This window comes from Rhizobium sp. BK650 (assembly GCF_014195325.1).
In the GTDB taxonomy this organism is placed as follows: domain Bacteria; phylum Pseudomonadota; class Alphaproteobacteria; order Rhizobiales; family Rhizobiaceae; genus Rhizobium.
Genome location: NZ_JACIBK010000004.1, coordinates 141,266 through 166,787 on the forward strand (window position 1 = coordinate 141,266; position 25,522 = coordinate 166,787).

Here is a 25,522-nt window from a genome sequence, read left to right on the forward strand (position 1 = left end):
CCCGCACCTACGCTCTTCTGTTTTCCCCTCCCCAACCCCCACAAGGGGGAGGGGCTAACCTGTCAGGCTCTCCGCGTTTCATCACTCCCTCGCATCCGCAAGAACGTTAGTTTGTGATGTGAGGCGGAGCCTCAAGCTAAGTCCCTCCCCCGTGTGGGGAGGGGTTGGGGAGGGGTTTAAATTCTACTCTACCGAAGCCCGCGCGTTCTCAGCCAGGCCTCTGTCAACTGCTTAAAGCGGCCGGCCATATCGGCAATCGCTTCCTCATCATTGATCTTGCCCGACAGCCAGCCGCGCGCCGCGTCGGCAAAGATCGTGCGGCCAACCGCAAAGCCCTTGACCGAGGGCGCAGCCAGTGTCGCCTCGAAACCCTTCACCAGTTCGTCGGCAGGAGCCTCGAGGCCGAGCAGCACAATACCGCGGCACCATGGATCATTTTTGGCGATGACAGCATCGATCTTTTTCCAGGCCCCGGTTGAGGCCTGCGGCTCCAGCTTCCACCAGTCCGGCTTGATGCCGAGCGCGTAGAGTTCTTCGAGTGCCGTCGAGACCGTATCGTCGGTCAGCGGCCCGTTCTTGCTGGAGATGATCTCGACCAGCAGCTCGCGGCCAACCTTGCGCGCGGCTTCAAAGAGCGTGCGCAGCTTCTCCTGCTGTTCCGTCTTGAGCGCTGCCGGATCGTCCGGATGGTAGAAGCACAGGCACTTGATGCAATGGTCGAGCGGCCATTCCACCAGCTGCGAGCCGATATCCTGGCTGAACTCGAAGCGCAGCGGCTTGGAGCCCGGCAGCTCGACCGGTCGGCCGATCCAGGTGAAATTCTTCGTGGCGGCATCGAAAAAGGCATCGCGCCCGAAGCGCTCGTCGATCAGCATGCCATAGCCTTGACGTCCATCGGCGACGCGGGCGGCCGCTTCCACCGCCAGCCGCTTGAAGGCGACGATCTGCTTGTAATCGACGCTGAGCTCGTCGCAGACAGCGGTCAGCTGCGAACGATGGTCGATCGCGAGCGCCATCAGAAGAGGGATATCGCCCTTGCGGGTCGACGCCCAATGGATGTGGTTGATCGCCTCGTCCTTGCGCAGTGCGCGGTGTTTGCTGCCGTTCTTGAGGAAGAAGTCGAGTTCCGCCCAGGTCGGATATTCCGGCGAGCACAGCAGGCGGGAAACGGCAAAGGCGCCGCAGGCATTCGCCCAGGTGGCGCAGGTCTGCAGCGGTTCATCCTTCAGCCAGCCGCGCAGCAAGCCGGACATGAAGGCATCGCCCGCGCCGAGCACGTTGAATACCTCGATCGGAAAGCCCTGGCCGACAATGCCGTCTTCCAGATTGTCGCTGATCGGGCCGTCATAAACGATGCAGCCCATGGCCCCGCGCTTCAGAACGATGGTCGCGGGCGAGAGGCGTCTGATCTCCTTCAATGCACCGAGAACGTCATCGGCACCGGATGCAATCAGGATTTCCTCTTCCGTCCCGACGATCAGGTCACAATCCGGCAGCGTCTCCTTCATCTTGGACGACACACGGTCGGACTTCACATAACGCTCGAAGCCCTCGGCGTGGCCGGCAAGGCCCCAAAGGTTCGGCCGGTAATCGATATCGAAGATCACCTTGCGGCCGTTGGCCTTGGCAATGCGGATGGCCTTGCGCTGTGCGGCTTCCGTGTTGGGTCGGGAGAAATGCGTGCCGGAAACGAGCACTGCGCGCGAAGACCTGATGAAATCCTCGTCGATATCGTCTTCGTCGAGCGCCATGTCGGCGCAATCGGACCGGTAGAAGATCATCGGCGAGACGCCTTCGGCTTCCACGGCCAGCAGCACCAGCGCCGTCAGCCGATCCTTGTCCGTCTTGATACCCTTGGTCTCGACGCCTTCGCGCGCCGACTGCTCGATGATGAAGTGTCCCATCTGTTCCGCACCGACGCGGGTGATCAGCGCCGATTTCAGCCCGAGCCGCGCCGTGCCGATCGCGATATTGGCCGGGCAGCCGCCGACGGACTTGGCAAACGAGCCGATATCTTCGAGCCGCGAACCAATCTGCTGGCCGTAAAGATCGACGGAGGATCGGCCGATCGTGATCACGTCGAGAGACGGCTCCGGCGAGCCCGGATTCGGTTGTACCATGATGTCCTCCCGCTAGATTCTTACACGGTCTGAGGTGCCCGCGAATTTTGAATAATGAAACATTAGTTCCATCTCTTTGTCAATTCGGAATGTTTATTCCATTTTTGCCGTTGCGAGTTTGGAATGCTGCAACTTGCGCCGCCGCTCGGCAATGGCGACCGGCAATGCCATGGTGAGCGCCATGGAGGCCGAGAGCGAACGAAAACCACCGAAGTCAGCCTCCGCCACCTCGAACCAGTGTGTTGCGCAGGCAGCAAGCGGCGAAAAGGCCGAATCGGTAATCGCGATGACCGGCACGCCGCGATCGGCAAGCTCCTGGCTTTGAGTAAGGCTATCGGCCGCATAGGGTGAAAAGCTGGCGGCAATGGCGGCATCGCGCGGCGTGGCGAACTGCACCATCTCGGGATCGACGCCGTTCGGCGTGGCGACGATCTGGTGGCGGATGTTCAGCTTGGAAAAGGCATAAGTCATATGCGCCGTGAGCGGATAAGAGCGCCGCTTGGCGATGAGATAGATGGTCTCGGCAGCCGCGAGGATATCGACTGCCTTCGCGAACGTGTCGGTCTGCACCGTCGCAGCAAGCCGGTTCACGGACTGGCTGGCGGCCGATATGAAACCGGAAAGCAGCGTTGCATCCTCGTCGTCCCCGCCGGACTGTTCCAGCGTGACGAGGCGTTCCTCATAGCTCAGTGTCCGGTCGCGCAGCCTTTCGCGAAAGATGCTCTGCAGATCGGAGAAACCTTCGTAACCGAGATGATGCGCAAGGCGCACCAGCGTCGAGGGTTGTACTTCCGAGGCGGCGGCGATGCTCGCCGTCGTGCCAAAGGCGATTTCATCAGGATTTCCGAGCGCAAAGGCGGCCACCTGCGCCAGCCGCTTCGGCATGCTCGCCTTGCGTTCGATGATGGTGCTGCGCAGACTTTCGAAATCGCGCGGCACGCGCGCTCTCTGGGGATCGCTATCCATGCTGACGGCTCAGAAGATGAAACAAATATTCCATATTTCGAAGCATAAACGATTTCCGCGAGCCCGCCTAATTGTTTTTAATAGCCTGAAAATCAACGGTTTTGGACAGTTTGAAGAGAGCCGACACGAAATGATGCATCAACGCCTGCTTGTCAAAATGATCCAAATATTCCAAAAATTCCTGCGGATTTGAGGAGGAGACCTGCAATGAAGCCACTCGGCATCGGTTTGATCGGCACCGGTTATATGGGCAAGTGCCATGCGCTGGCATGGAATGCGGTGAAAACCGTCTTCGGCGATGTCGAGCGGCCGCGCCTCGTGCACCTCGCCGAGGCCAATGCCGAACTGGCAGGCGCCCGCGCTGCAGAATTCGGCTTCGAGAAGGCGACGGCCGACTGGCGCACCCTCATAGCCGACCCGGATGTCGATGTCGTCTCCGTCACAACACCCAACCAGTTCCATGCCGAAATGGCGATTGCGGCCCTCGAGGCCGGTAAGCATGTCTGGTGCGAAAAGCCGATGGCGCCTGATTATGCCGATGCCGAACGCATGCTTGCCGTTGCCCGCCGATCCGGCAAGGTCGCCGTCCTCGGCTACAATTATATCCAGAACCCGATCATGCGGCATATCAAGACGCTGATCGGCGAAGGCGCGATCGGCTCCGTCAATCATATCCGCGCCGAAATGGACGAGGATTTCATGGCCGATCCCGATGTCCTTTTCTATTGGAAGAGCGAAATTTCGGCCGGCTACGGCGCACTCGACGATTTCGCCGTCCATCCGCTTTCGCTGCTCTGGTATCTCTTTGGTCATGTCGAGGCGGTCACCACAGATATGGTGAAGCCCTATGCCGACCGTCCTGTAAAAGGAGGCGGTCGCCGCGCGGTGGAGAATCATGATGCGGCCAACGTCCTGATGCGCCTCGGTGGGGGCGTTTCTGCGGTGCTGATGGCAAACCGCGCTGCCTGGGGCCGGAAGGGCCGCATTGCGCTGCAGATCTATGGCTCGAAGGGCTCGATCCTCTACGATCAGGAGCGCATGAACGAATTCGAGCTCTATCAGTTCGAAGGCCGAGGCTCGGAACGGGGTTTCCGCAAGATACTGGCGGCACCTGCCCATCAGCCTTATGATCGCTTCATTCCGGCGCCTGGCCACGGTCTTGGCTTCAACGACCTGAAGATTATCGAATGCAGGGAACTGATCCGGGCCATTTGCGGGGAGCCGGCGTCGATCGTGACATTCGAAGACGGTCTCAGGATAGAGAAGTCGGTTCATGCCATGGCACAGTCCTTCCATGAGCGCCGCTGGATCGAGATCGGCTGAAGCAAGCCTTCGCTTCCGTTGACGGCGTTTGGGGCAGGGGGTAGGCCTTGTCCCTGTTGAAGGACGCATTTTCGGGAGTGACATCGTGACGGACAGACTGGTGATCATCGGCGCGGGGCAGGCAGGCTTCGCATTGGCAGCCAAGTTGCGCGCGCTGAAGGACGAGCGTCCGATCACGCTCATCGGCGCCGAAGACGTGCTTCCCTATCAGCGCCCGCCGCTGTCGAAGAAATACCTGCTCGGCGAGATGGCCTTCGATCGTCTGCTGTTCCGTCCCGAACATTGGTACCCCGACAATAATGTGGAAATCCGTCTCTCGACCTGGGCCGAGCAGATCAAGCGGGATACGAAGCAGGTCCTGCTGCAGGATGGTTCCGTCCTCGACTATGGCACGCTGGCGATCGTGACGGGCTCGACGCCCCGCCGCCTGCCGGCAGCGATCGGCGGCGATCTCGAAGGTGTCTACGTCGCCCGCGATAAGCGTGACGCCGATCTTCTGGCCGGGGAAATGCGTCCCGGCCGTCGCGTGCTCATCATCGGAGGCGGTTATATCGGCTTGGAAGCCGCGGCCGTCGCCCGCCATCTCGGGCTGGAGGTAACCGTGATCGAAATGGCCGACCGGATCCTGCAGCGCGTCGCTGCCAAAGAGACGGCGGACATCATGCGCGCAGTTCATAAGAGCCATGATGTGACGATTCGTGAAAAGACTGGCCTGAAGCATCTCATCGGCAAGAATGGCCGCGTTTCCGGTGCCGAGCTTTCCGACGGCACCACCATCGACGTGGACTTCGTCATCGTCGGCATCGGCGTGGTGCCGAACGATCTTCTCGCCAAGGAGGCCGGGCTCGAAGTCGGCAATGGAATCATCGTCGATGAATTCGCCCGCACATCCGACCCTTCGATCTATGCGGCAGGCGATTGCGCCAGTCTGCCTTGGCAGGGCGGCCGCATCCGGTTGGAATCCGTGCAGAACGCCGTCGACCAGGCCGATGCTGCCGCCGCTGTCATCGCCGGCGGCACGGAACCCTATGATCCGAAACCGTGGTTTTGGTCGGATCAGTACGATGTGAAGCTGCAGATCGCCGGCTTTAACATGGGTTATGACGACACGCTGCTGCGCCCTGGCGCGCGGGAAGGTGCAAGCTCCGTCTGGTATTTCCGTGAGGGCAGGCTGATCGCCGTCGACGCCATCAACGACGCGAAGGCCTATGTGACGGGCAAGAAGATGCTGGAATCAGGCATCAATCCCGATCGCGCCATTCTCGCCGATCCCGCAGCCGATCTGAAGGAATTGCTGGCCTGAGCGGTCGCCCGCATGAGGGTCACTGAGGCGCCCGCATTTTTGAACTGTCATCATTCTAGCGATGGCCTATATAAAGGACGTGTGAAAACTTCAAAAAAAGCTTGATCGCACGGGAGAATACCCATATCAGGGCTCCCACCGGAGAGGTGGCCGAGTGGTCGAAGGCGCTCCCCTGCTAAGGGAGTATACGTCAAAAGCGTATCGTGGGTTCGAATCCCATCTTCTCCGCCATCTATCTTTTTTCAATGAAATCAGGTGGATGGCAGCGGTGTCCATTTAGCCGTAACATCTGTCGTGACGCGGTTTTGCCGCCTCAGCCGAGCCAGACAAATTCAGGCGGCAAATTTCCCGCTTCTCAGGAATCGTGATCCGTCCCTTGCCGTGAAATGCCCGCCGACGGTGAAGCAAGCGTCTGTGGCGGCCTGGTGAAGATGTTCAGCTCGAGCGCCCCTGGGGCAGCAGGAGCCGACGGCCCTCGAATGCCGCAGATATATGGCGGACGACCATCACCGGCTAGAAGCGGAAATATAAAGTCACCCCTGGCTGCTCACGATAGCCGTAATAATCTCGGTAGCCGTAATAGCCGCGATCGTAATACCGCGGGTATCTGTAGCCGTAATACGGGGGGTGCCTGTAATAGCATCTGCCGTAATATCCGCAGGAGCGGTAGGCATACCGATGGTTCCAGTAGCGATCCGCGCGCCAATAATAGTGGCTCCGATGATGGACCAGCTCGACATTGCCGATCTGCGCTTGTTCTGCTCTTGGCACGAAAATCGGAGCCGCGTTTAGCGGCGGGGCGAGAGATGCAGCCAGGACAACGGCTGCGAGTGCTGATATTAGCTTCCTCATCGACGTATCCTCTCAGGTTTTCAGCTTGAGCCATCAGGCCTGAACCTCCGATGAACGGCCTTGTCGACCGAGCGGCTGCATCGCCGGACAGTCGGTCATAGGTTGGACGGGGTGGCGATCCGGCTGTCGGTCATCTTTCCGCCATTCCCCCTGTCCCACGCCCCGTCCCAGGATCGCGATAGTCGCTTGGCGAATCGCCGATGGAATCAATCGTTCCTCGTCGGCTAAAGCTGAAGTCGGTTTCGATTTTTGCACCGCCAAGCTTTGCCCCAATCGTTGGCCGGTTACGCGAAGAAGCCGAATCTGGCGGGAAATTGGTGTCAATTTGGCACGCGTGCGCGCCTGTTCATTTTGTGGAGTTTCCATAAACACCGAGAAAATAAACGCTTTCTTAATAAAGCTTAAACAAACGGTCGCCCCTCTGCCCAACTTGTGGCGTTTCAGCAACAGGGTTTCGGTAAGGCTTTCGTAAACCCCTGTCGAACACAAGTTGGTGATTGCGTGACAGCCGCCGTCTTGTATTTTCAGCGTCGGAAGCAAGGGCCTGACCGCCCGACTTCTTAAAGCACCGGGGGTAAGGCAGGGAAACGTCGTAAGACGTGATCTTACCTCCGATCGAAACTTGAATTGGAGGTCATTATGAACATCAAGAGCCTTCTTCTTGGCTCTGCTGCCGCTTTGGCAGTAGTTTCCGGCGCTCAGGCTGCTGACGCAATTGTTGCAGCCGAGCCGGAACCGGTTGAATACGTTCGCGTCTGCGACGCTTACGGCACCGGCTACTTCTACATCCCGGGCACGGAAACCTGCCTGAAGATCAACGGTTACATCCGCTTCCAGGTTAACGTTGGCCCGAGCGTTGGCGAAACCGCCACTCGCCCGAACGACTCGAGCTGGGATGCTGTAACCCGCGGTCAGGTTCAGTTCACGGCCAAGAGCGACACCGAATACGGCCCGCTCACCGGCGTGATCGTTCTTCAGGCAAACGCCGACAACGCGTCTGACAATTCAACGAAGCTCGACTCGGCTTACCTCGACATCGCCGGCTTCCGCGCTGGTCTGTTCTACTCCTGGTGGGACGATGGTCTCTCCGGCGAAACGGACGACATCGGCTCTGTCGTAACGCTGCATAACTCGATCCGTTATCAGTACGAAACTGGTTCCTTCTACGCTGGCCTCAGCGTCGACGAACTGGAAGACGGCGTCTTCAAGACTGGCGAAGCTCCGAACAACGTCGGCGTTGCCTTCGGCATCGGCGGCAAGGCTGGCGCCTTCAGCTACCAGGTCACCGGCGGCTGGGACATCGACAACGAAGACGGCGCGATCCGTGCCATGGGTACGGCTGATATCGGCCCGGGCACGCTCGGCCTCGCTGCTGTCTACTCCAGCGGCCCGAACTCCTACTACTCGCAGTCTGAATGGGCAGTTGCTGCCGAATACGCCATCAAGGCTACCGACAAGCTGAAGATCACCCCCGGTGTTCAGTACTACGGCAACTACTACGGCACCCCGACCAAGGTTGGCGTTCAGGACGACTGGGACGGTCTCGACGATGCCTGGAAGGCCGGTCTGACGGTCGACTACCAGATCGTCGACAACTTCTACGCCAAGGCTTCCGTCCAGTACCTGAAGCCGGAACATCAGGACGACACCTGGACGGGTTACTTCCGTCTGCAGCGCTCGTTCTAAGCTGAGTTGACTTAGGTCATAGAGAAGCCCGGCTTTTGAGCCGGGCTTTTTTGTAATTACCACCTTTACTGTGACTGGGTGGTGTTATGATGGGTCGGCGCCAAGCGCCTCGCGAAAGCTCATCTCAGCCTGCCGATAAATGTCCTGATCAGTTCCGGAATATCTCCCAGATGCAGAAGCGGTGCGTGGCCTTGACCCTTTGCGACGATCTGCACCATATCAGGATGTCGTTTCGCCATTTCATCCACTGTCTGCGGCGACAGCAGATCGGAATTCTCTCCTCTGATAACCAGCAGGGGTATGGCACGCAGGCTCTCGAACTGCGCCCAAAGGCTGGGGAGAGGATTGCTGAAATCGATTGTTTTCAGCTGCTCGGCAATAGCAGGGTCGTAGTCGACGACAGGTATGCCATCCCGCTCTCGATAGATAGCTCGCGCCATGCCCTCCCAGTCGGCGAGACCGAGCGCGGGAAAGGTTGCGCCATGATTCTCCCTAAGGAGATCGACAGCATCACCCCAGTTTTGGGGCTTACGGTCACGGTTGAGATAGTCCCTGATCGCCATCAGCCCGGCTGGCTCGATAACCGGGCCGATATCGTTGAAGATGACGCCTGCGGGCAATTCCGGCTTCATGCCCGCCAGCAGATGCAGGATTAGCCCGCCGCGCGACGTGCCGATGAACACAGCGCGGTTGATGCCGAGCGTGGCGCAGGCAGCAATAACATCGTCGCATTCGACGACGAGATTGTAATTTGTATTGTTCGCATCCCGCTCGGACATGCCGCGTCCGCGATAGTCCAGGGCAACGATACGGCGCGGAGAAACTGTATCCCGCGACAGGATCAATGCAATGTCATGGAAATCGCGGGAATTGCGTGTAAGGCCCGGCAGACAGATGATCGGCAGTCGATTGATCTCTTGACTCGCTGGCCGGTAGTCGCAGGCATAAAGCCTCAGCCCATCAGTCGAGTTGAAGAATCTTTCGCTGAATGCGTTTTTGTCTTCGTCGCCCATGACACCTCCATCCATCCGTCGGAATGAGATGTAACGTGCTTTCGCCAGAACTGCCAATCGGCTTCAGGTCGCGCTGCGGCCCCCGATGAGGTCGCGCTCGATGTCGGGTGTTTGCCCGAGGCGAGCCTTATAGACCTCGTAATTCTCCATCACCCTCTGCACGTAGTTGCGCGTCTCGGGGAATGGGATGCGCTCGATCCAGTCGACGATCTCATCGACCGGCTTGCCGCGCGGATCGCCATAGCGGCCGATCCATTCCGGCACGCGCTTCGGTCCTGCATTATAGGCGATGAAGGTGAGAATATAGGAACCGCCGAAGGCTTCGATCTGTTCGCCAAGATAGTGGGCGCCGAGTGTCGCGTTGTAGCCGGCGTCGGCCGTCAGCTTGTCCTTGGAGTAAGTGATGCTGTGCCGCTTGGCGACGGCTTGCGCCGTGCCCGGCAGAAGTTGCAGCAGGCCGCGGGCATTGGCGGCGGAGACGGCGGCTGGATTGAAAGCGCTTTCCTGGCGGGCGATCGCATAGGCAAGCGCCTTGCCCGAGCCGGAAATATTGGCATTGGCCGGAATGACGCCGACCGGGAAGGCAAGCGCTGCGACATCGATGCCCCGTCCATAGGCGATCTTGCCGATCTGCAGCGAAAGATGATGGTCGCCCGCCTGCTCGGCCTTGGCCGTCAGGATCGCCAATTCACCAGGGCTTTGCAGCTGGTCGGCAAGCGCCAGATAAATTGCTGCCGCGCGCCAGCCGTGGCCTGCGGCTTCCAGCCGTCCGGTCGCCTGCACGGCCTCGCGCTGCTGGAGATTCTGCCGGTCGGCAGTTGTCGGCGACGGATAGGTGACATCGAGCGTCTTGCGTCCCAGCCGTTCGGCGGCGAGCTGACCGTAGAAAGTCCCCGGAAAATTCGCGGCTTTGGCGTAAAAATCGCTGGCCTTTCCCGGCCCGCCGGCTTCAGCGGACCGTCCGAGCCAATACCAGGCGCGGGAAACGGAGAGCGGGCCGTTGGAAACCTGCAGGATCTTGCGGAAATGTGTCTCGGCCGTCGTCGGGTCCTGCAGACCGCGCAGCGCGTACCAGCCGGCATGGAATTGTGCTTCGACGATATCCGTCGGCACCGTCGCGACGGACGCGGCGACGATCTCGTAGGCTGCCTTGAACTGTCCCTGGTCGACGAGGCCGCGGCTGACGATCCGCTGCTCGTTCCACCATTCCCCTGAATTCATCAGCTCGGTTCGGTCCCGCGGCATCTGCTGCAAGAGCTTGGCTGCTTCGAGATACTTGTCCTGCTTGCGCAGATATTCGATGCGCGCGAAGAGAAAGCCCGGATCGTTGCGCCATTTGACATCGATCGCATTCAGCAGTGCACCGGCGTTGCTGGCATTGTTGTCGACGGCAGCCCAGGCCTTGTAGAGCGACTGCGCCTGGCCCATATCGCCGAAGCGCTTAGCCTGCGCCACGCGACCGCGATACATCAGGTAGTCCATCCGCGTCTTGTGGTCGGCCGCAGTCAGCAGGCCCGCAAATTCGGCGAGGATCTTGTCCTCGGTTGCCTTGTCGAGCGCCTGTCCGCGCCAGATCTTGCCGATATATTTCGCCGCCTGCGCAGACTTGCCGGTCGCCATAAGCGCGCGCGACAGGACCATCGCGCCTTGAGGGGTCTCGGGCGCCGTATCGCCGAAGGCGTTCAGGACGGCAGCGGCGGCGGGATTCTCGTCATAGAGCGCGCGCTCGGAATTGCCGCGCAGACGTTCCAGGCCTGGCCAGCCCTTCAGCTCGTCTGAGGCGCTGGCGATCTCATAGGACGGAACGCCCTTCAAGCCGGAGGTGACAATTGCCCAGGTCAGGATATGACGGTCGAGTGTTCCCGTTGCCATGGTATTGCGGATGGCGATGGCCTGCTGCGGATCCTTGTTGGAGAGAGCGTCGAGCCCCGCCTTCAGATCGCTGTTAACGGGCGCGATCGCCGGATTGCGCGGGATGGCGCCGGTGGTGATCGCCTCTGGGAAGGAGGCGGTTTCCGGGATGAAACCTAGCGGCTTGACGGCAGGCGTGGGAGCGCCTTCGCCGGGCAACTGCGATGCAGCGCTGCCCCAGGCCGCGGCCACCAGACCGAAGGCAGACAGGATCAGAACGGCTCTCTTCATCCGGATGACTCGCAACGAAAATACGCCCTTCCATTTGGCTGGAGGCACATTAACGAAACCTTACCGAACCAGGTAAAATTCATTCACATTTGCTATCGGATTTTGCCCTAAACCCATCTAAGCGCGCTTGTCGCGGCCATATTGCCGCTCTATGGTGCGCAACTCTTATTCATGGAATGCGGCTGAAGCAAGGATATCAGCCGTGAGGAGCTTTGCATGTTCAATGGGTCCATCCCCGCTCTCGTCACTCCCTTCACCGATGCCGGCCTGATCGACGAAGACAGCTTCGCCGCTCATGTCGCATGGCAGATCGGGGAGGGCAGCAGTGGCCTGGTTCCGGTCGGCACGACCGGCGAGTCGCCGACGCTGTCGCATGCCGAGCATAAACGGGTGGTGGAACTGTGCATCGAAGTTGCAGCCAAGCGCGTGCCTGTCATGGCCGGCGCGGGCTCGAACAATACGCGCGAAGCGATCGAGCTCGCCCAGCATGCCGAAAAGGTCGGTGCGGATGCCGTCCTGGTCGTCACCCCCTATTACAACAAGCCGACGCAGAAGGGCCTGATAGCCCATTATTCGGCAATCGCCGAAGCTGTTAAACTGCCGATCTATATCTACAACATCCCAGGCCGTTCGGTCATCGACATGACGCCGGAGACGATGGGCGCGCTTGCCAGGGCGCACAAGAATATCGTCGGCGTCAAGGATGCGACCGGCAAGATCGAACGCGTTTCCGAGCAGCGCATTACCTGCGGCAAGGAGTTCCGCCAGCTTTCCGGCGAGGATGCGACGGCTCTCGGCTTCAACGCTCACGGCGGCGTCGGCTGTATCTCGGTGACGGCCAATATCGCGCCGCGTCTCTGTGCGGAATTCCAGGCTGCGACCATTGCCGGTAACTATGCCAAGGCGCTGGAGCTGCAGGACCGGCTGATGCCGCTGCACAAGGCGGTGTTCATGGAGCCGGGCGTATGCGGCGCAAAATATGGCCTGTCGAAGCTCGGCCGCATGAGCCGCAATGTCCGTTCGCCGCTTATGTCCTCGCTGGAGCCGTCGACGGAAGCGGCGATCGACGCTGCCATGCGTCACGCCGGCTTGCTCAACTGAGGGTAACCGGCCCGTCTTCACAAGGTCGGGCCGTTCTCTTACATAATGATAGGAAATGAGGGCGCGGCACTCGCGCCCTGGAGTGGATAATTGTCATGGCCCCCAAAGGCAGCCAGCGTATCGTGAAGAAGGTCGTCGCGGAAAACCGCAAGGCCCGCTTCAACTATGAGATCATCGATACCTATGAGGCGGGCTTGGTGCTGAAGGGCACCGAGGTCAAGTCGCTGCGTGAAGGCAAGGCCAATATTGCCGAATCCTATGCTTCGGATGAGGATGGCGAAATCTGGCTGATCAATTCCTATCTGCCGGAATACCTGCAGGCGAACCGCTTCAACCACGAGCCGCGCCGCCGTCGCAAGCTGCTCTTGTCCGGACGTGAGATCAACCGCCTGCGGGCGGGCATCAATCGCGAAGGCATGACGCTGATCCCGATGAAGATCTACTTCAACGATCGCGGCCGCGCCAAGCTGGAGCTCGCGCTCGCGAAGGGCAAGAAGCTGCATGACAAGCGCGAATCCGAGAAGGAGCGCGATTGGAACAGGCAGAAGAGCCGTCTGTTGAAAGACAACGGCTGATCGGCGCGTTCAGCATTCGCTATTTACGAATGAGAGTTCAGTCTTCGAAATCGCTGGCCGGCGCCACTTCGGCAGGCCGCGGCGGACGTTCGGAAGGATCCCGGCCGATCTCGGCTTTCAGCGACAGAAGATCGATGAAGTGATCGGCTTGCCGGCGCAAGTCGTCGGCAATCATCGGCGGCTGGGTCGACATGGTCGAAATGACGGAAACTTTCCGCCCCTTGCGTTGCAGCGCTTCGACCAGGGTGGTGAAATCGCCGTCGCCGGAGAAGATCACGAGATGGTCGACCGTTTCAGACTGCTCCATGGCATCGATTGCAAGCTCGATATCCATATTGCCCTTGATCTTCCGGCGCCCCATGGAGTCGGTAAACTCCTTGGCAGGTTTCGTCACGACCTTGTAGCCGTTATAATCCAGCCAGTCGATGAGTGGACGGATCGAGGAATATTCCTGATCTTCAATCAGCGCGGTATAGTAGTAAGCCCGCAGTAGATATCCGCGTTTCTGAAATGCTTTCAAGAGTTTGCGATAATCGATATCAAAGCCCAAACTTTTGGATGCAGCGTAGAGGTTGGCGCCGTCTATGAATAGTGCAATTTTTTCGCGTGGGTCAAACATCGCTTATCATCCAAAGAGAGTAATCGAAATCCATAAGCCACTTAGCCCAATAAAAACAGCGGCTTGTGGAGGTGGCGTCGAGCTGTTCCGTACTTTATGAATTATTCATATATGAAAGATTTAGGGCACGATTCGGCATATTCCAAGCAACCCCCGGTGGAAATGTCATATTGTGCATGGAAATTTGGATCAGCCGCGGATAAAGGCGAGGGAACCCTAACGAAAAACTTGAATTTGCCCGGTTTTAATTGTATCGGGCGTTTTAATCCCGAAAAGACGACCGCAAAGGACAGGCAATGGCCCGTGTCACAGTAGAAGATTGCATTGACAAGGTGGAGAACCGCTTCGAGCTGGTTCTGCTCGCCAGCCACCGCGCCCGGCTGATTTCCCAGGGTGCAGCGATCACTATCGATCGCGACAACGACAAGAACCCGGTTGTGGCTCTTCGCGAAATCGCTGACGAGACCCTGTCGCCGGACGATCTCAAGGAAGACCTGATCCACTCGCTGCAGAAGCATGTGGAAGTGGACGAGCCCGAGCCCGATCCGGCAAGCCTGATCGCCGCCGGCGCTGCCGCCTCTGCCGACAGCGAAGAGCAGGACGACCTGCCGGAAACGATCACCTTCGACCAGATGTCGGAAGAAGAGCTTCTGGCTGGTATCGAAGGTCTCGTCCCGCCGGAAAAGAGCGACGATTATTAAGCGCATCCTCGGCCCTGAAGGGCTGGGGCTTACTGCGCGGCAAAAGATTGACGATTACCAATCATCGATCTTGCGCCTGTAAAGCTTAGGCATATTATTGCCCATGTGAGCGCCAATCTGCGATTGGCGCCCTTTTATTTTATTGGAGTGGCTTTGGAATGATGCGGCAGTACGAGCTCGTGGAGCGGGTTCAGAAATACAAGCCCGATGCCAACGAAGCTCTGCTGAACAAAGCCTATGTCTACGCCATGCAGAAGCATGGACAGCAGAAGCGGGCGAGCGGCGATCCCTACATCTCGCATCCGCTCGAAGTGGCCGCCATCCTGACCGACATGCATCTCGATGAATCGACGATCGCTGTCGCCCTCCTGCACGACACAATCGAGGATACCACCGCCACCCGCGCCGAGATCGACGAGCTCTTCGGCGAGGATATCGGCCGCCTGGTCGAAGGCCTGACGAAGATCAAGAAGCTCGACCTCGTCACCAAGAAGGCCAAGCAGGCGGAAAACCTGCGTAAGCTCCTGCTTGCCATTTCCGATGACGTGCGCGTTCTGCTCGTCAAGCTCGCCGACCGTCTCCACAATATGCGCACGCTCGACCACATGTCGCAGGAAAAGCGCGCGCGCATTTCCGAGGAGACGATGGAAATCTATGCGCCGCTTGCCGGCCGCATGGGTATGCAGGACATGCGCGAGGAGCTGGAGGAACTTTCCTTCCGGCACATGAACCCGGAGGCCTACGAGACCGTCACCAAGCGCCTGGAGGAACTGTCGAAGCGCAATGAAGGCCTGGTTAAGAAGATCGAGGCCGAACTGCGCGACCTGCTGATCGCCAACGGGTTGACGAGCGCCTATGTCAAAGGTCGCCAGAAGAAGCCCTATTCGGTGTTCCGCAAGATGCAGTCAAAGTCGCTCTCTTTCGAGCAGCTTTCCGATGTCTACGGTTTCCGCATCATCGTCGACGATATCCCCTCCTGCTACCGTGCTCTTGGTATCGTCCATACGCGCTGGCGCGTCGTGCCCGGCCGTTTCAAGGACTATATTTCGACGCCGAAGCAGAACGACTACCGCTCTCTGCACACAACGATCGTCGGCCCGTCGATGCAGCGTATCGAGCTGCAGATCCGCACCAAGCGCATGCATGAAATCGCCGAATTCGGTATCGCCGCCCATACGCTCTACAAGGACGGCGCTACAAACGCGGACGGCGATATCCTTTCGCGCGAAAGCAACGCCTATTCCTGGCTCCGGCACACGATCGAGGCGCTTGCCGAAGGCGACAGCCCCGAAGAATTTCTGGAACATACGAAGCTTGAACTGTTTCAGGACCAGGTCTTCTGCTTCACGCCGAAGGGCAAGCTGATCGCCCTGCCGCGTGGCGCTACCCCCATCGACTTCGCCTATGCCGTCCACACGAATATCGGCGATACGACCGTCGGCGCCAAGATCAACGGCCGTATCATGCCGCTGGTGACCCGCCTCAACAATGGCGACGAAGTGGAGATCATCCGCTCCGGTGTACAGGTGCCGCCGGCCGCCTGGGAAGAGATCGTCGTCACCGGCAAGGCGCGCGCTGCCATCCGCCGTGCGACGCGCATGGCGATCCGCAAGCAATATGCCGGCCTCGGCCACCGCATCCTGGAGCGCACCTTCGAGCGCGCCGGCAAGATCTTCTCCCGTGAAGCCATGAAGCCGGCGCTGCACCGTCTGGGGCAGAAGGACGTGGAAGATGCGATTGCCGCCGTCGGCCGCGGCGAGATGTCGTCCCTCGATGTGCTGCGTGCCGTCTATCCCGATCATCAGGACGAGCGTATCACGGTCAAGCCGGCCGGCGACGAGGGCTGGTTCAACGTCCGCAGCGCTGCAGGCATGATCTTCAAGATCCCCGGCAAGAGCAAGGCCGACCTCGATGGTGAGCGTGCCTCCACCGAGAGCGATCCCGATATCGTGCCGATCCGCGGGCTTTCCGGCAATGTCGACGTCAAGTTCTCGCCGACAGGGGCCGTGCCCGGTGATCGTATCGTCGGCATCATGGAAAAGGGCAAGGGTATCACCATTTATCCGATCCAGTCGCCGGCGCTGCAGCGCTTCGACGACCAGCCGGACCGCTGGATCGACGTGCGTTGGGATCTGGATGAGGCCAACAAATCCCGCTTCACGGCCCGCATCATGGTCAATGCACTAAATGAGCCCGGTACGCTCGCCAAGGTGGCGCAGACGGTGGCAAGCCTCGACGTCAATATCCGCATGCTGAACACGGTCCGTGCGGCAACAGATTTCACCGAAATGGTGCTGGAAGTCGAGGTCTGGGATTTGCGCCAGCTCAATCAGCTGCTCGCCCAGCTCAAGGAGTTGGATTGCATCGCGACGGTCCGGCGTCTCTACGAGTAAGATTTTATTAAAGTCCTGCCGAACGTAAAATTGCGCTTTGCATATTTTGTGATCATTTCATGGCTGAAGCAGCGCATCGGAGTGGCAAGCCATGCGCAAAGCGCATGGCTGTGCTCAGGTTACAGCGGTGGTAATTAACCAGTGCCGCGACTATCTTCTGGTCATCAGAAAATGAAACGAAGATGAGGCAAAGCAATGTTTGAACCGATCAGAAAGTTCGCCCGCGCCCTTCGCGCTCCGACCGCCCAGGAACGTGAAATCGCATATCTCAACGGCTCGCATGACCGTATTGATCTTGAATACCGTCAGCGTCAGATCGATCGCGGCATCTTCCGCAATCGCTAATCGCTGAGATATACTTGACGTAAGGAAGGGGGCGTTATGCATGATCCGCGCCCCTCGGAAGAAAAGAAGAATAGGCGGCCTGTTTGTTAAGCGGTTCCATTTGCCGCTCTTGTCATGGTCACGTGCCCTGCACTAAATACGCGCCATGTTATTTCGCCGTCGCAAACCAGCAGGATTTAAGGAAAAGCTACGGGAGCTTGTCTGGCCCCGTAAAGGTTTTCTGCGCCCTGCACGCTATATCATGATGCGCGTTCTGCGCCTGTCTGCCTCACCGCACGCCGTTGCGATGGGCTTTGCCGCGGGTGTCTTTGTTTCGTGGACACCCTTTATCGGCGTGCATTTCATCATGGCCTTCGTCATCGCCTATTTCCTGTCGGGAAATATGGTGGCCGCCGCCCTTGGCTGCGCAGCCTTCGGCAATCCGCTGACCTATCCGTTCATCTGGGGCATCACCTGGGAAGTCGGTCATCTGCTGCTCAGCCGCCAGGCCCAGATAGAGGGCCAGACGATCGATCTCGCCGAACTCTTTCACAAGCTGCATTTCACGGAGCTCTGGAAGCCGGTGCTGGAGCCGATGCTGATCGGTGCCATCCCACCGGGCGCCATCACCTCGGTTGCGCTTTACGCATTGACATTTTACACCGTCAAGGGCTTTCAGACGCGCCGCCGTGCGCGGCTGATGGAGCGTGCGCGTCTTCGCCTCTCCGATCCCGCCGGCAATATGCCAACCGTCTGAGCCGAAACAAATTCATCCAGAAAGGCCTCGCATGATCATCGGCATTGGCAGCGATCTCATCGATATCAGGCGCGTGGAGAAATCCATCAAGCGTTTTGGTGATCGCTTCACGCATCGCTGTTTCACCGAGATCGAGCGTGCCCGTTCGGACCGCCGTGCCAACCGTGCCGAATCCTACGCCAAGCGTTTTGCCGCCAAGGAGGCCTGCTCCAAAGCGCTCGGCACGGGTCTGTCTCAGGGCGTATTCTGGAAGGATATGGGAGTCGTCAACCTGCCGAGCGGCAAGCCGACGATGAATCTGACGGGCGGTGCGGCCGTTGTGTTGCAGGCGATGCTGCCCGCGGGCCATAAGGCCGCCATTCATTTGACAATAACCGATGATTATCCCTTGGCTCAGGCTTTTGTGATCATCGAAGCGCTGCCGGATGCCGTATGATAGCGACCTCGTCGCTTTTAATGCCGTCGTTATTGCCGCCGCCGGTCGAAGCCGTTAGAGAGAACATCAGAAAGAAATGCGCCTTTACGGCGTTTTGAAGGAACAAGACTGCGTGTCCGAAAAAGTCGAAGCCAAGCCGAATGCCCTCTGGGAAAATATCAAGGTCATCATCCAGGCTCTCCTCCTGGCCATGATTATCAGGACGGTCCTGTTCCAGCCTTTTACCATTCCCTCGGGCTCGATGATGCCGACGCTGCTGGTCGGCGACTATATCTTCGTCAACAAGTTTGCTTACGGCTATTCGAAATATTCGCTGCCTTTCTCGCCGGATATTTTCAGCGGCCGCATTTTCGGTTCCGATCCGAAGCGCGGTGATATCGTCGTTTTCCGTTTCCCGCCGAATCCCGATGTCGATTACATCAAGCGCGTCGTCGGACTGCCGGGCGACCACATCCAGGTTACGGACGGTATTCTCTACGTCAACGGGAAGCCCGTTCCGAAGGTGCCCGACGGTACGTTCAACTCCGACTATAAGCTCGATCCGGGCCAGGACGTGCCGGTATTTCGCGAGACGCTCGATAACGGCAAGACCTACGACACGCTTGATCAGTCGCCGGTTTCGCGCGGTGACAACACCCGCGAGTTCATTGTTCCGGAAGGCCATTATTTCATGATGGGCGACAACCGCGACAACTCGCTCGACAGCCGCTTCGATGTCGGCTTCGTCCCGGCAGAAAACCTTGTCGGCCGTGCAAGCGTCATCTTCTTTTCGCTGGGCAATGACACGTCCTTCCGCGAAATCTGGAAATGGCCGACCAACATGCGCTGGGATCGCCTCTTCAAGGTTGTTGAATGAGCAAGGCGCAGACGCTCTCAGCGGCGGACCGCGCAAAGCTTGAAACCCTGATCGGGCATGAATTCACCGAGAAGGAACGTCTGGACCGCGCGCTGACCCATGCCAGCGCGCGCACCGACAAGGGCAATTACGAGCGGCTTGAATTTCTCGGCGACAGGGTTCTCGGGCTCTGCATCGCCGAGTTGCTGTTTCGCACTTTCGGGACTGCGGCCGAAGGCGAGCTCTCGGTGCGTCTTAACCAGCTCGTCAGTGCCGAAACCTGCGCTGCCGTTGCCGACGAACTCAATCTCCACCTCTATATCCGCACCGGCGCAGATGTGAAGAAACTGACCGGCAAGCGCATGATGAACGTGCGTGCCGATGTCGTTGAAAGCCTGATCGCCGCTCTCTATCTCGATGGCGGCCTGGAGGTCGCCCGCCGCTTCATCCTGCGCTATTGGGAAGGCAGGGCGGTGCGCGCCGATGGCGCCCGTCGTGATGCGAAGACCGAACTGCAGGAATGGTCGCACGCCAAATATGGCGTTACACCCGTCTACCGGGTTGAAGAACGCAGCGGACCGGATCATGATCCCCGCTTTAAGGTGACTGTTACCGTCGCTGGCGTTACACCGGAGACGGGTATAGAGCGCTCCAAGCGTGCTGCAGAACAGGTCGCCGCGACGAAAATGCTCGAGCGCGAAGGCATTTGGCAGACATCTGCCGGAAATTGACGGGATCAATGACAGAAGAAAACGAAATGGCGGCAGAAACTTCCGCTGAAAGCAATCCGACGCATTCCGGCTTTGTCGCCTTGATCGGCCCCACCAATGCCGGCAAATCGACGCTGGTCAACCGCCTCGTTGGCGCGAAAGTGTCGATCGTCAGCCACAAGGTGCAGACGACGCGCGCCATCGTCCGCGGCATCGCCATTCATAACAATGCGCAGATTGTATTCATGGATACGCCGGGCATCTTCAAGCCGCGCCGCCGCCTCGATCGCGCCATGGTGACATCCGCCTGGGGCGGCGCCAAGGACGCCGATCTCATCATGCTCTTGATCGACAGCGAACGCGGCCTGCGCGGCGATGCCGAAGCCATCCTCGAAGGTCTGAAGGATGTCCCGCAGAAGAAAATCCTCGTTCTCAACAAGATCGACCGCGTCAACCGTGAGCTGCTCTTGGCAATCGCCGCCACCGCAAACCAGAAGGTGGAGTTCGACCAGACCTTCATGATCTCCGCAGAGAACGGTTCGGGCTGCGGCGACGTCATGGATTATCTCGCAAAGACGCTGCCCGAGGGTCCCTGGTATTATCCGGAAGACCAGATTTCCGATCTGCCGATGCGCCAGCTCGCGGCCGAAATTACCCGTGAAAAGCTCTTCCTGCGCCTGCATCAGGAACTTCCCTATTCCTCGCATGTCGAGACGGAGAAATGGGAAGAGCGCAAGGATGGCTCCGTGCGCATCGAACAGGTCATCTATGTCGAACGCGACAGCCAGAAGAAAATTGCGCTCGGCAAAGGCGGCGAAACGATCAAGGCGATCTCGTCGGCGTCGCGCCGCGAACTGTCCGAAATCCTCGAGCAGCCCGTGCATCTCTTCCTGTTCGTCAAGGTCCGCGAAAACTGGGGCGATGATCCCGAACGCTTCCGAGAGATGGGGCTCGAATTCCCGCACTAACGCATGTCGCGCAAAAGTGAGCATCGGTTTTGCGATAACGACATGCGACAAACAAAAGCATGTCGCGCAAAAGTGAGCATCGGTTTTGCGATAACGAGATGCGGCAAACAAAAGCACGCGCGCAAAAGTGAGCAGCCGCCGAGATCGTCGCACGCACTAAAGTGACAACGAAATCGGCGAGTGGCGCTCAGCCCCTTGTTTCCACGTAAAAATCGCTGCCTGTTCCAAGGAACGAATCGCCCTGTCTGCGCATTGATAGCGGCGCTGTAATTTGCAGCGCCGATTTTGCGACGACAGGGAAAAGATGGCGACGGCCAAACCTACCCATTCCTTCAAGACGCCCTGCGAGCAATGTCCATTGCGGCCTTTGCCGCATTTCCGCGAGTTCAGCCGTGACGAGTTGGAATTCGTCGCAAAGTTCAAGAGAGGGGAGTTGGCCGCCGATGCCGGCGCAACCATCCTGGTCGAAGGTGCCCACAGCGCTCACCTGTTCACGGTGCTCTCTGGCTGGGGTTTTCGCTACAAAATGCTGGAGGATGGCCGCCGGCAGATTCTGAACTACGTCGTGCCGGGCGACCTGATCGGCCTGCAGGGCACCATCATGGGGGAGATGCAGCATTCGGTGGAGGCCCTGTCGCCGGTAACGCTTTGCGTTTTCGAGCGCGATAAGATGATGACGCTTTATAACAAGCACCCTTCGCTTGCCTTCGATATTACCTGGATCGCGGCACAGGAGGAGCGCATTCTCGATGAGCACCTGCTGAGCATCGGCCGCCGTTCGGCGCTCGAGAGAGCCGCCTATCTCATCGCCTTCCTTTTCGAGCGCGCAAGGAGGCACGGCCTTTTCAACGGGCGCAATGTCATCCCGATCACGCAACAGCATGTTGCCGATACGCTTGGTCTTTCGATCGTTCACACCAACAAAACGCTGAAAAAGCTTGCAGGACGCAACCTGATCCGCTGGCAGGAGCGCGGTTGCGACGTCCTGAACGGGGAAGGCCTCATGCAAGCGGCCGGCTGGGAAGGGCTACGGGAAGGAAAGCGTCCTTTCATTTAGGCGTGTCGCGCAAAAGTGTGCGGTGTTTTGCGCTGACGATATGCGTAAAACAAGGACTTAAAGCGGCATAGGCAGATCCAAAAGATTGCGACGCATTTTGAAATCTTCTTCGAGCCGCCGTTCATACGGAGCATTTAAGGATATAACTAATTGATTTTACATATCAATCTTTCCGGAAATCGCTTCCGCTTTACGCGCTGACGCTGGAGTCTTATCGGTCAACCTTGATGTCTTTTTTAAATGTCATTCGACGTCGGCAAAACTAAAGTCGTCCATCCTTCCTCTGATTTTCGTTCTTATCGACCGGAGGCGAAAATGTGGCTATTGAGTTGCAGTGACAACCATCCTAACGGTCCAGGCGGGAACCGCGGAAATGATATTTACGAAATGGCAGAGGTGCGGCAAAATTCTCGCTTCACGAGGGGCATGAAGATCATGGACGCAAAGACCCGTGTTCTGGTCCTGGAAGACAGCATGATCATCGCCATGGAGGCGGAAGATATCCTGCGCATCGTGGGCGCTGACGCGATCGATATTGCCAGCAGCCTCGATCAGGCGCGCGACGCGATCCGCGCTGCAAATTATGATTTCGCGCTTCTCGACGTGAATCTTGGCGAAGCGATGAGCTTCGATTTCGCCCGCGACCTGTCGCAGGCGAACATCCCTTTCGGCTTCGTCAGCGGCTATTCCGATACTCAGGATTTTCCGACCGACCTTCAGGACGTTCCGCTTCTCGTCAAGCCTTTCGATGAGGATGCGATGCGCGACTTCCTCCAAAAGCTTTTCCCGTCGCCTGCCGAATGAACGGCCTGGCGCCGGCCTTGCTGTAGAACCTTCGCCGGTCAGAGTGCTTCAATCTGGCCAGGAAAGGCTTTAAAGTGAATCGGCAGGCTGAAGGACGGTTTTCCGATGCAATGGCAGGATCAGGCGATCATTCTTGGCGTCAAGCGCCACGGCGAGACGAGCGTCATCGCCGAGGTGATGACGCGTGAGCGCGGCCGCCATCTCGGTCTCGTCCGTTCCGGCCGTTCGCGCACTATGCAGCCGGTGCTGCAGCCAGGTAATGAAGTGGAAGTCATCTGGCGTGCCCGGCTGGATGAGCACCTCGGCGAATTCCGTATCGAACCGCTGAAGCTGCGTGCTGGGCGGCTGATGGAGACGGCAACTGCCGTCTACGGCGTGCAGGCCATGGGCGCGCTGCTGCGCCTGTTGCCGGAGCGCGACCCGCATCCGCATCTCTTCGAGGCGCTGGAAGTCATCCTCGATCATCTCCACAATCCCGTCGATGCTGGCGAGCTCTTCGTGCGCTTCGAGCTCGCGGTGCTGAACGATCTCGGCTTCGGGCTCGACCTCACCGAATGTGCCGCGACCGGAGCCCGCACCGATCTCGCTTATGTCTCACCGAAATCGGGCCGCGCCGTCAGTCGCGGTGCCGGAGAGCCTTGGGCCGACAAGATGCTGATTTTGCCGGCATTCCTGAGTGTGCAGAAAAACACTGCGGCCGATTTCGAGAGCCTGACGGCAGCATTCCGTCTGACTGGATTCTTTCTGCATCGCCATGTCTATGAGCCCCGTGGCCTGGAGGCTTCGGCAGCACGCGAGGGTTTCGTCCAGGCGGCACTCAAGGCACTGAACCCGGCTCGCGGGACGCTTTCTCGGCCGGATGAGCTTTCTGCCTGAGCGTTTTTCATCTCCGCAAAACACCTTTCAACTTTGGCGGTTTACCGCCGTGGTTCGCCCTCCTATCTCTCCTTCGACTGAACGCTCAAGGAGGAAGCCATGCTGACTAAGCCGGAAACATCGACCACAATCAAGCTCTGGAACGGGCAGCAGGTTCTCCGCCTTGGCATGGGCTGCTGGGCGATCGGCGGTCCCTTCTTTGCGGGCGAGACGCCGCTCGGCTGGGGGGAGGTGGACGACGATGAGTCCATAGCAGCCATCAACCGTGCGATCGACCTTGGCATTCGCTTCTTCGATACGGCCTCCAATTATGGTGCCGGCCATTCGGAAGAGATTCTGGGGCGAGCGATCGGCAACCGCCCCGATATCGTCATTGCCACCAAATTCGGCTTTGCAACCAATCCGGAAACGAAGCAGGCGACCGGAGCTTTTGCCGATCCGGCCTTCATCCGCCAGTCCGTCGAAACGTCCCTGCGCCGGCTGAAGCGTGAACGTCTCGATCTCCTGCAATTCCACATCAACGATTTTCCGTTGGACCAGTCTGACGCGGTCTTCGATACGCTTGAAAGCCTGCGGGGAGAGGGCAAGATCGATGCCTTCGGCTGGAGCACGGATTTTCCCGATCGCGCTTCCCGCCAAGCCGGTCGTCCTGGCTTCGTCTCTATCCAGCATACGATGAACGTCTTCGAGCCCGTGCCTCAGATGATCGATGTCATCGAAAAGAACGGTCTTCTCTCCATCAACCGCGGTCCGCTGGCCATGGGCCTGCTGACAGGCAAGTTCACGCCGGATAAGGCGGTTGGTGCCAAGGATGTGCGCGGCGCAGCTCTCGAATGGATGGTCTATTTCAAGGACGGCCGCATCGCACCGGAATTTGCGGCAAGGCTCGATGCTGTGCGCAGCCTGCTGACATCAGGCGGACGCACGCTGACACAGGGCGCGCTCGCCTGGCTGTGGGCGCGTTCCTCGCGCACCCTGCCGATTCCCGGTTTTCGGACGGTAGCCCAGGTCGAAGAAAATGCCGGCGCCTTGGAAAAGGGACCATTGCCGGCCGATGTTATGGCGGAGATCGACGCCGCGCTTGCACGGGTTTGAGGAAGATCATCCTCGCACCCGAACCTTCAGCGGCCAGCCTTCCGGCCGTGCCTCGATGATTTTCACCTCATCGCCGATCGTGACCCTGCCATTGCCGCGCGGGGTCATGTTCCAGCCGAAAAGCGGGCCAGGTACGCGTCGGTCGCCGGACATGCGGATGCGGCCCATGGCAGGCATCGGGTTTGGCACGTCGCGTGAGCCCGTCGACTGGTCCTGCGTCGTCATGATGCAACGGGAGCAAGGCTTAACGAGGTCGAAGCGGATGTCTGCGATCTCGATTGCGGCCCAGCGGTCTTCCGCCCAGGCTTCGTCGGTATCGACAACGATATTCGGCCTGAAACGCTCCATGCCGACACTGCCTTCGGCATTGGCAGCAAGATCGGCGTTAAGCGCCTTCAGCGATCCCGTCGTCGTCACCAGAATCTGGTAGCCGTCGGCAAAAGTCACTGGCGAGCCTTCACCCGCCCATTCGGCACTGGCCGTCCGCTGAGCTTGGCCATCGAAGAAGACGAGCTTCACATCACGGCCGAGCCATTCCGAAAGCTTTGTGTTACTCTCATCGTCGGCAACGGCCGCGCTGACAGCTGATTTCCAAACGACGACGTCCAGCCGCCGGTCCGGATGCGGTGGCGGCACGGCGATCTCAGGCTTGCCTTGCATCAGCAGCCGGAAGGCGCCGGCCTCGGGCCGCACCCCGATACGAGCAAGGGCAGGGAGCTCGCGCTGCGTGATGAAATGCCCATCCAGGTCCGTCACCATCGCACGCCGATCGCCGGGCAGCCCATAGGTGTCGATATCCGTAGAGGGCAGCGCGATGCCGCGGGCGCTCTTGAGCGGGTAAATGAAGAGATCGCTGACACGCATCA

Annotated in this window: 25 protein-coding genes and 1 tRNA gene; 18 read left to right on the plus strand and 8 right to left on the minus strand. The window is 59.0% G+C overall.

From position 1 onward, the window contains the following. Positions 1-188 precede the first annotated feature (188 nt). Positions 189-2,120: a bifunctional 5-dehydro-2-deoxygluconokinase/5-dehydro-2-deoxyphosphogluconate aldolase gene (gene iolC, locus FHX15_RS12505; RefSeq protein WP_184397460.1), complete on the minus strand. Its 1,932-nt coding sequence runs from the start codon at positions 2,118-2,120 to the stop codon at positions 189-191. 93 nt (positions 2,121-2,213) lie between these two features. Further along, complete coding sequence (locus FHX15_RS12510) at positions 2,214-3,086, minus strand: MurR/RpiR family transcriptional regulator (protein ID WP_184397462.1); 873 nt, start codon at positions 3,084-3,086, stop codon at positions 2,214-2,216. 207 nt (positions 3,087-3,293) lie between these two features. On the opposite strand from FHX15_RS12510, the gene FHX15_RS12515 reads away from it, so the two are divergent. From FHX15_RS12515 to FHX15_RS12525, 3 genes are all read left to right on the plus strand, one after another. Beyond that, the gene (locus FHX15_RS12515) at positions 3,294-4,409 is read left to right on the plus strand and encodes a Gfo/Idh/MocA family protein (RefSeq protein WP_184397465.1); all 1,116 of its coding nucleotides are present in this window, start codon (positions 3,294-3,296) and stop codon (positions 4,407-4,409) included. 85 nt (positions 4,410-4,494) lie between these two features. After that, positions 4,495-5,712 carry an FAD-dependent oxidoreductase gene (locus FHX15_RS12520; RefSeq protein ID WP_184397467.1) on the plus strand — a complete coding sequence of 406 codons (1,218 nt, stop codon included), beginning with the start codon at positions 4,495-4,497 and terminating at the stop codon, positions 5,710-5,712. A gap of 140 nt (positions 5,713-5,852) precedes the next feature. Next, positions 5,853-5,943 (plus strand) — tRNA-Ser (locus FHX15_RS12525). A gap of 282 nt (positions 5,944-6,225) precedes the next feature. On the opposite strand, the gene FHX15_RS12530 is transcribed toward FHX15_RS12525, so the two are convergent. Both FHX15_RS12530 and FHX15_RS12535 read right to left on the minus strand, forming a co-directional pair. Next, positions 6,226-6,564 carry a hypothetical protein gene (locus FHX15_RS12530; protein ID WP_184397469.1) on the minus strand — a complete coding sequence of 113 codons (339 nt, stop codon included), beginning with the start codon at positions 6,562-6,564 and terminating at the stop codon, positions 6,226-6,228. Positions 6,565-6,597: 33 nt separating this feature from the next. Beyond that, positions 6,598-7,104, minus strand: a complete 507-nt coding sequence (locus tag FHX15_RS12535; RefSeq protein ID WP_184397472.1) for a hypothetical protein — start codon at positions 7,102-7,104, stop codon at positions 6,598-6,600. A gap of 99 nt (positions 7,105-7,203) precedes the next feature. Between FHX15_RS12535 and FHX15_RS12540 the strand changes: the two genes are divergently transcribed. Then, entirely contained in the window at positions 7,204-8,250 is a 1,047-nt protein-coding gene (locus FHX15_RS12540) for a porin (protein ID WP_184397474.1), read from the plus strand. 119 nt (positions 8,251-8,369) lie between these two features. On the opposite strand, the gene FHX15_RS12545 is transcribed toward FHX15_RS12540, so the two are convergent. After that, positions 8,370-9,263, minus strand: coding sequence for an alpha/beta fold hydrolase (locus tag FHX15_RS12545; protein ID WP_184397476.1), 894 nt, complete (start codon positions 9,261-9,263; stop codon positions 8,370-8,372). Positions 9,264-9,326: 63 nt separating this feature from the next. Beyond that, positions 9,327-11,405: a lytic transglycosylase domain-containing protein gene (locus tag FHX15_RS12550; RefSeq protein WP_184397478.1), complete on the minus strand. Its 2,079-nt coding sequence runs from the start codon at positions 11,403-11,405 to the stop codon at positions 9,327-9,329. A 216-nt stretch (positions 11,406-11,621) separates the two neighbouring features. Here FHX15_RS12550 and dapA point away from each other — a divergent pair, with 216 nt between their 5' ends. Both dapA and smpB read left to right on the plus strand, forming a co-directional pair. Further along, positions 11,622-12,506, plus strand: coding sequence for a 4-hydroxy-tetrahydrodipicolinate synthase (dapA, locus tag FHX15_RS12555; RefSeq protein ID WP_184397480.1), 885 nt, complete (start codon positions 11,622-11,624; stop codon positions 12,504-12,506). A gap of 95 nt (positions 12,507-12,601) precedes the next feature. Further along, positions 12,602-13,081: an SsrA-binding protein SmpB gene (smpB, locus tag FHX15_RS12560; RefSeq protein WP_184397482.1), complete on the plus strand. Its 480-nt coding sequence runs from the start codon at positions 12,602-12,604 to the stop codon at positions 13,079-13,081. Positions 13,082-13,118: 37 nt separating this feature from the next. Here smpB and FHX15_RS12565 read toward each other — a convergent pair whose 3' ends face one another. After that, entirely contained in the window at positions 13,119-13,700 is a 582-nt protein-coding gene (locus FHX15_RS12565; protein ID WP_112565748.1) for an NYN domain-containing protein, read from the minus strand. A 296-nt stretch (positions 13,701-13,996) separates the two neighbouring features. Here FHX15_RS12565 and rpoZ point away from each other — a divergent pair, with 296 nt between their 5' ends. The 12 genes from rpoZ to FHX15_RS12625 all read left to right on the plus strand — a co-directional run bounded on the left by rpoZ (position 13,997) and on the right by FHX15_RS12625 (position 24,656). Next, positions 13,997-14,401 carry a DNA-directed RNA polymerase subunit omega gene (gene rpoZ, locus FHX15_RS12570; protein ID WP_184397484.1) on the plus strand — a complete coding sequence of 135 codons (405 nt, stop codon included), beginning with the start codon at positions 13,997-13,999 and terminating at the stop codon, positions 14,399-14,401. A 158-nt stretch (positions 14,402-14,559) separates the two neighbouring features. Continuing rightward, complete coding sequence (locus tag FHX15_RS12575) at positions 14,560-16,794, plus strand: RelA/SpoT family protein (RefSeq protein WP_184397486.1); 2,235 nt, start codon at positions 14,560-14,562, stop codon at positions 16,792-16,794. A 195-nt stretch (positions 16,795-16,989) separates the two neighbouring features. Next, positions 16,990-17,139, plus strand: coding sequence for a DUF3563 family protein (locus FHX15_RS12580; RefSeq protein WP_184397488.1), 150 nt, complete (start codon positions 16,990-16,992; stop codon positions 17,137-17,139). Positions 17,140-17,284: 145 nt separating this feature from the next. Beyond that, the gene (locus FHX15_RS12585; protein WP_184397490.1) at positions 17,285-17,875 is read left to right on the plus strand and encodes a DUF2062 domain-containing protein; all 591 of its coding nucleotides are present in this window, start codon (positions 17,285-17,287) and stop codon (positions 17,873-17,875) included. 31 nt (positions 17,876-17,906) lie between these two features. Further along, positions 17,907-18,311 (plus strand): holo-ACP synthase, encoded by a 405-nt coding sequence (gene acpS, locus FHX15_RS12590; protein WP_184397492.1) that lies wholly within the window; start codon positions 17,907-17,909, stop codon positions 18,309-18,311. A gap of 112 nt (positions 18,312-18,423) precedes the next feature. Further along, positions 18,424-19,167 carry a signal peptidase I gene (lepB, locus tag FHX15_RS12595; protein WP_184397494.1) on the plus strand — a complete coding sequence of 248 codons (744 nt, stop codon included), beginning with the start codon at positions 18,424-18,426 and terminating at the stop codon, positions 19,165-19,167. After that, the gene (gene rnc / locus FHX15_RS12600; protein ID WP_184397496.1) at positions 19,164-19,877 is read left to right on the plus strand and encodes a ribonuclease III; all 714 of its coding nucleotides are present in this window, start codon (positions 19,164-19,166) and stop codon (positions 19,875-19,877) included. Before lepB ends, rnc begins: the two co-directional genes overlap by 4 nt. An 8-nt stretch (positions 19,878-19,885) precedes the next feature. Further along, positions 19,886-20,824 carry a GTPase Era gene (era, locus tag FHX15_RS12605; protein ID WP_184397498.1) on the plus strand — a complete coding sequence of 313 codons (939 nt, stop codon included), beginning with the start codon at positions 19,886-19,888 and terminating at the stop codon, positions 20,822-20,824. A gap of 304 nt (positions 20,825-21,128) precedes the next feature. Continuing rightward, entirely contained in the window at positions 21,129-21,881 is a 753-nt protein-coding gene (locus tag FHX15_RS12610; RefSeq protein ID WP_184397500.1) for a Crp/Fnr family transcriptional regulator, read from the plus strand. A 315-nt stretch (positions 21,882-22,196) separates the two neighbouring features. After that, positions 22,197-22,685 carry a response regulator gene (locus FHX15_RS12615; protein WP_184397503.1) on the plus strand — a complete coding sequence of 163 codons (489 nt, stop codon included), beginning with the start codon at positions 22,197-22,199 and terminating at the stop codon, positions 22,683-22,685. A 105-nt stretch (positions 22,686-22,790) separates the two neighbouring features. Further along, positions 22,791-23,561: a DNA repair protein RecO gene (recO, locus tag FHX15_RS12620; protein WP_184397505.1), complete on the plus strand. Its 771-nt coding sequence runs from the start codon at positions 22,791-22,793 to the stop codon at positions 23,559-23,561. 99 nt (positions 23,562-23,660) lie between these two features. Next, positions 23,661-24,656: an aldo/keto reductase gene (locus FHX15_RS12625; RefSeq protein WP_184397507.1), complete on the plus strand. Its 996-nt coding sequence runs from the start codon at positions 23,661-23,663 to the stop codon at positions 24,654-24,656. Positions 24,657-24,662: 6 nt separating this feature from the next. On the opposite strand, the gene FHX15_RS12630 is transcribed toward FHX15_RS12625, so the two are convergent. Further along, on the minus strand, positions 24,663-25,520 hold the full coding sequence (locus FHX15_RS12630; RefSeq protein WP_184397904.1) for an MOSC domain-containing protein: 858 nt from the start codon (positions 25,518-25,520) through the stop codon (positions 24,663-24,665). Between the last annotated feature and the right edge of the window lie 2 nt (positions 25,521-25,522).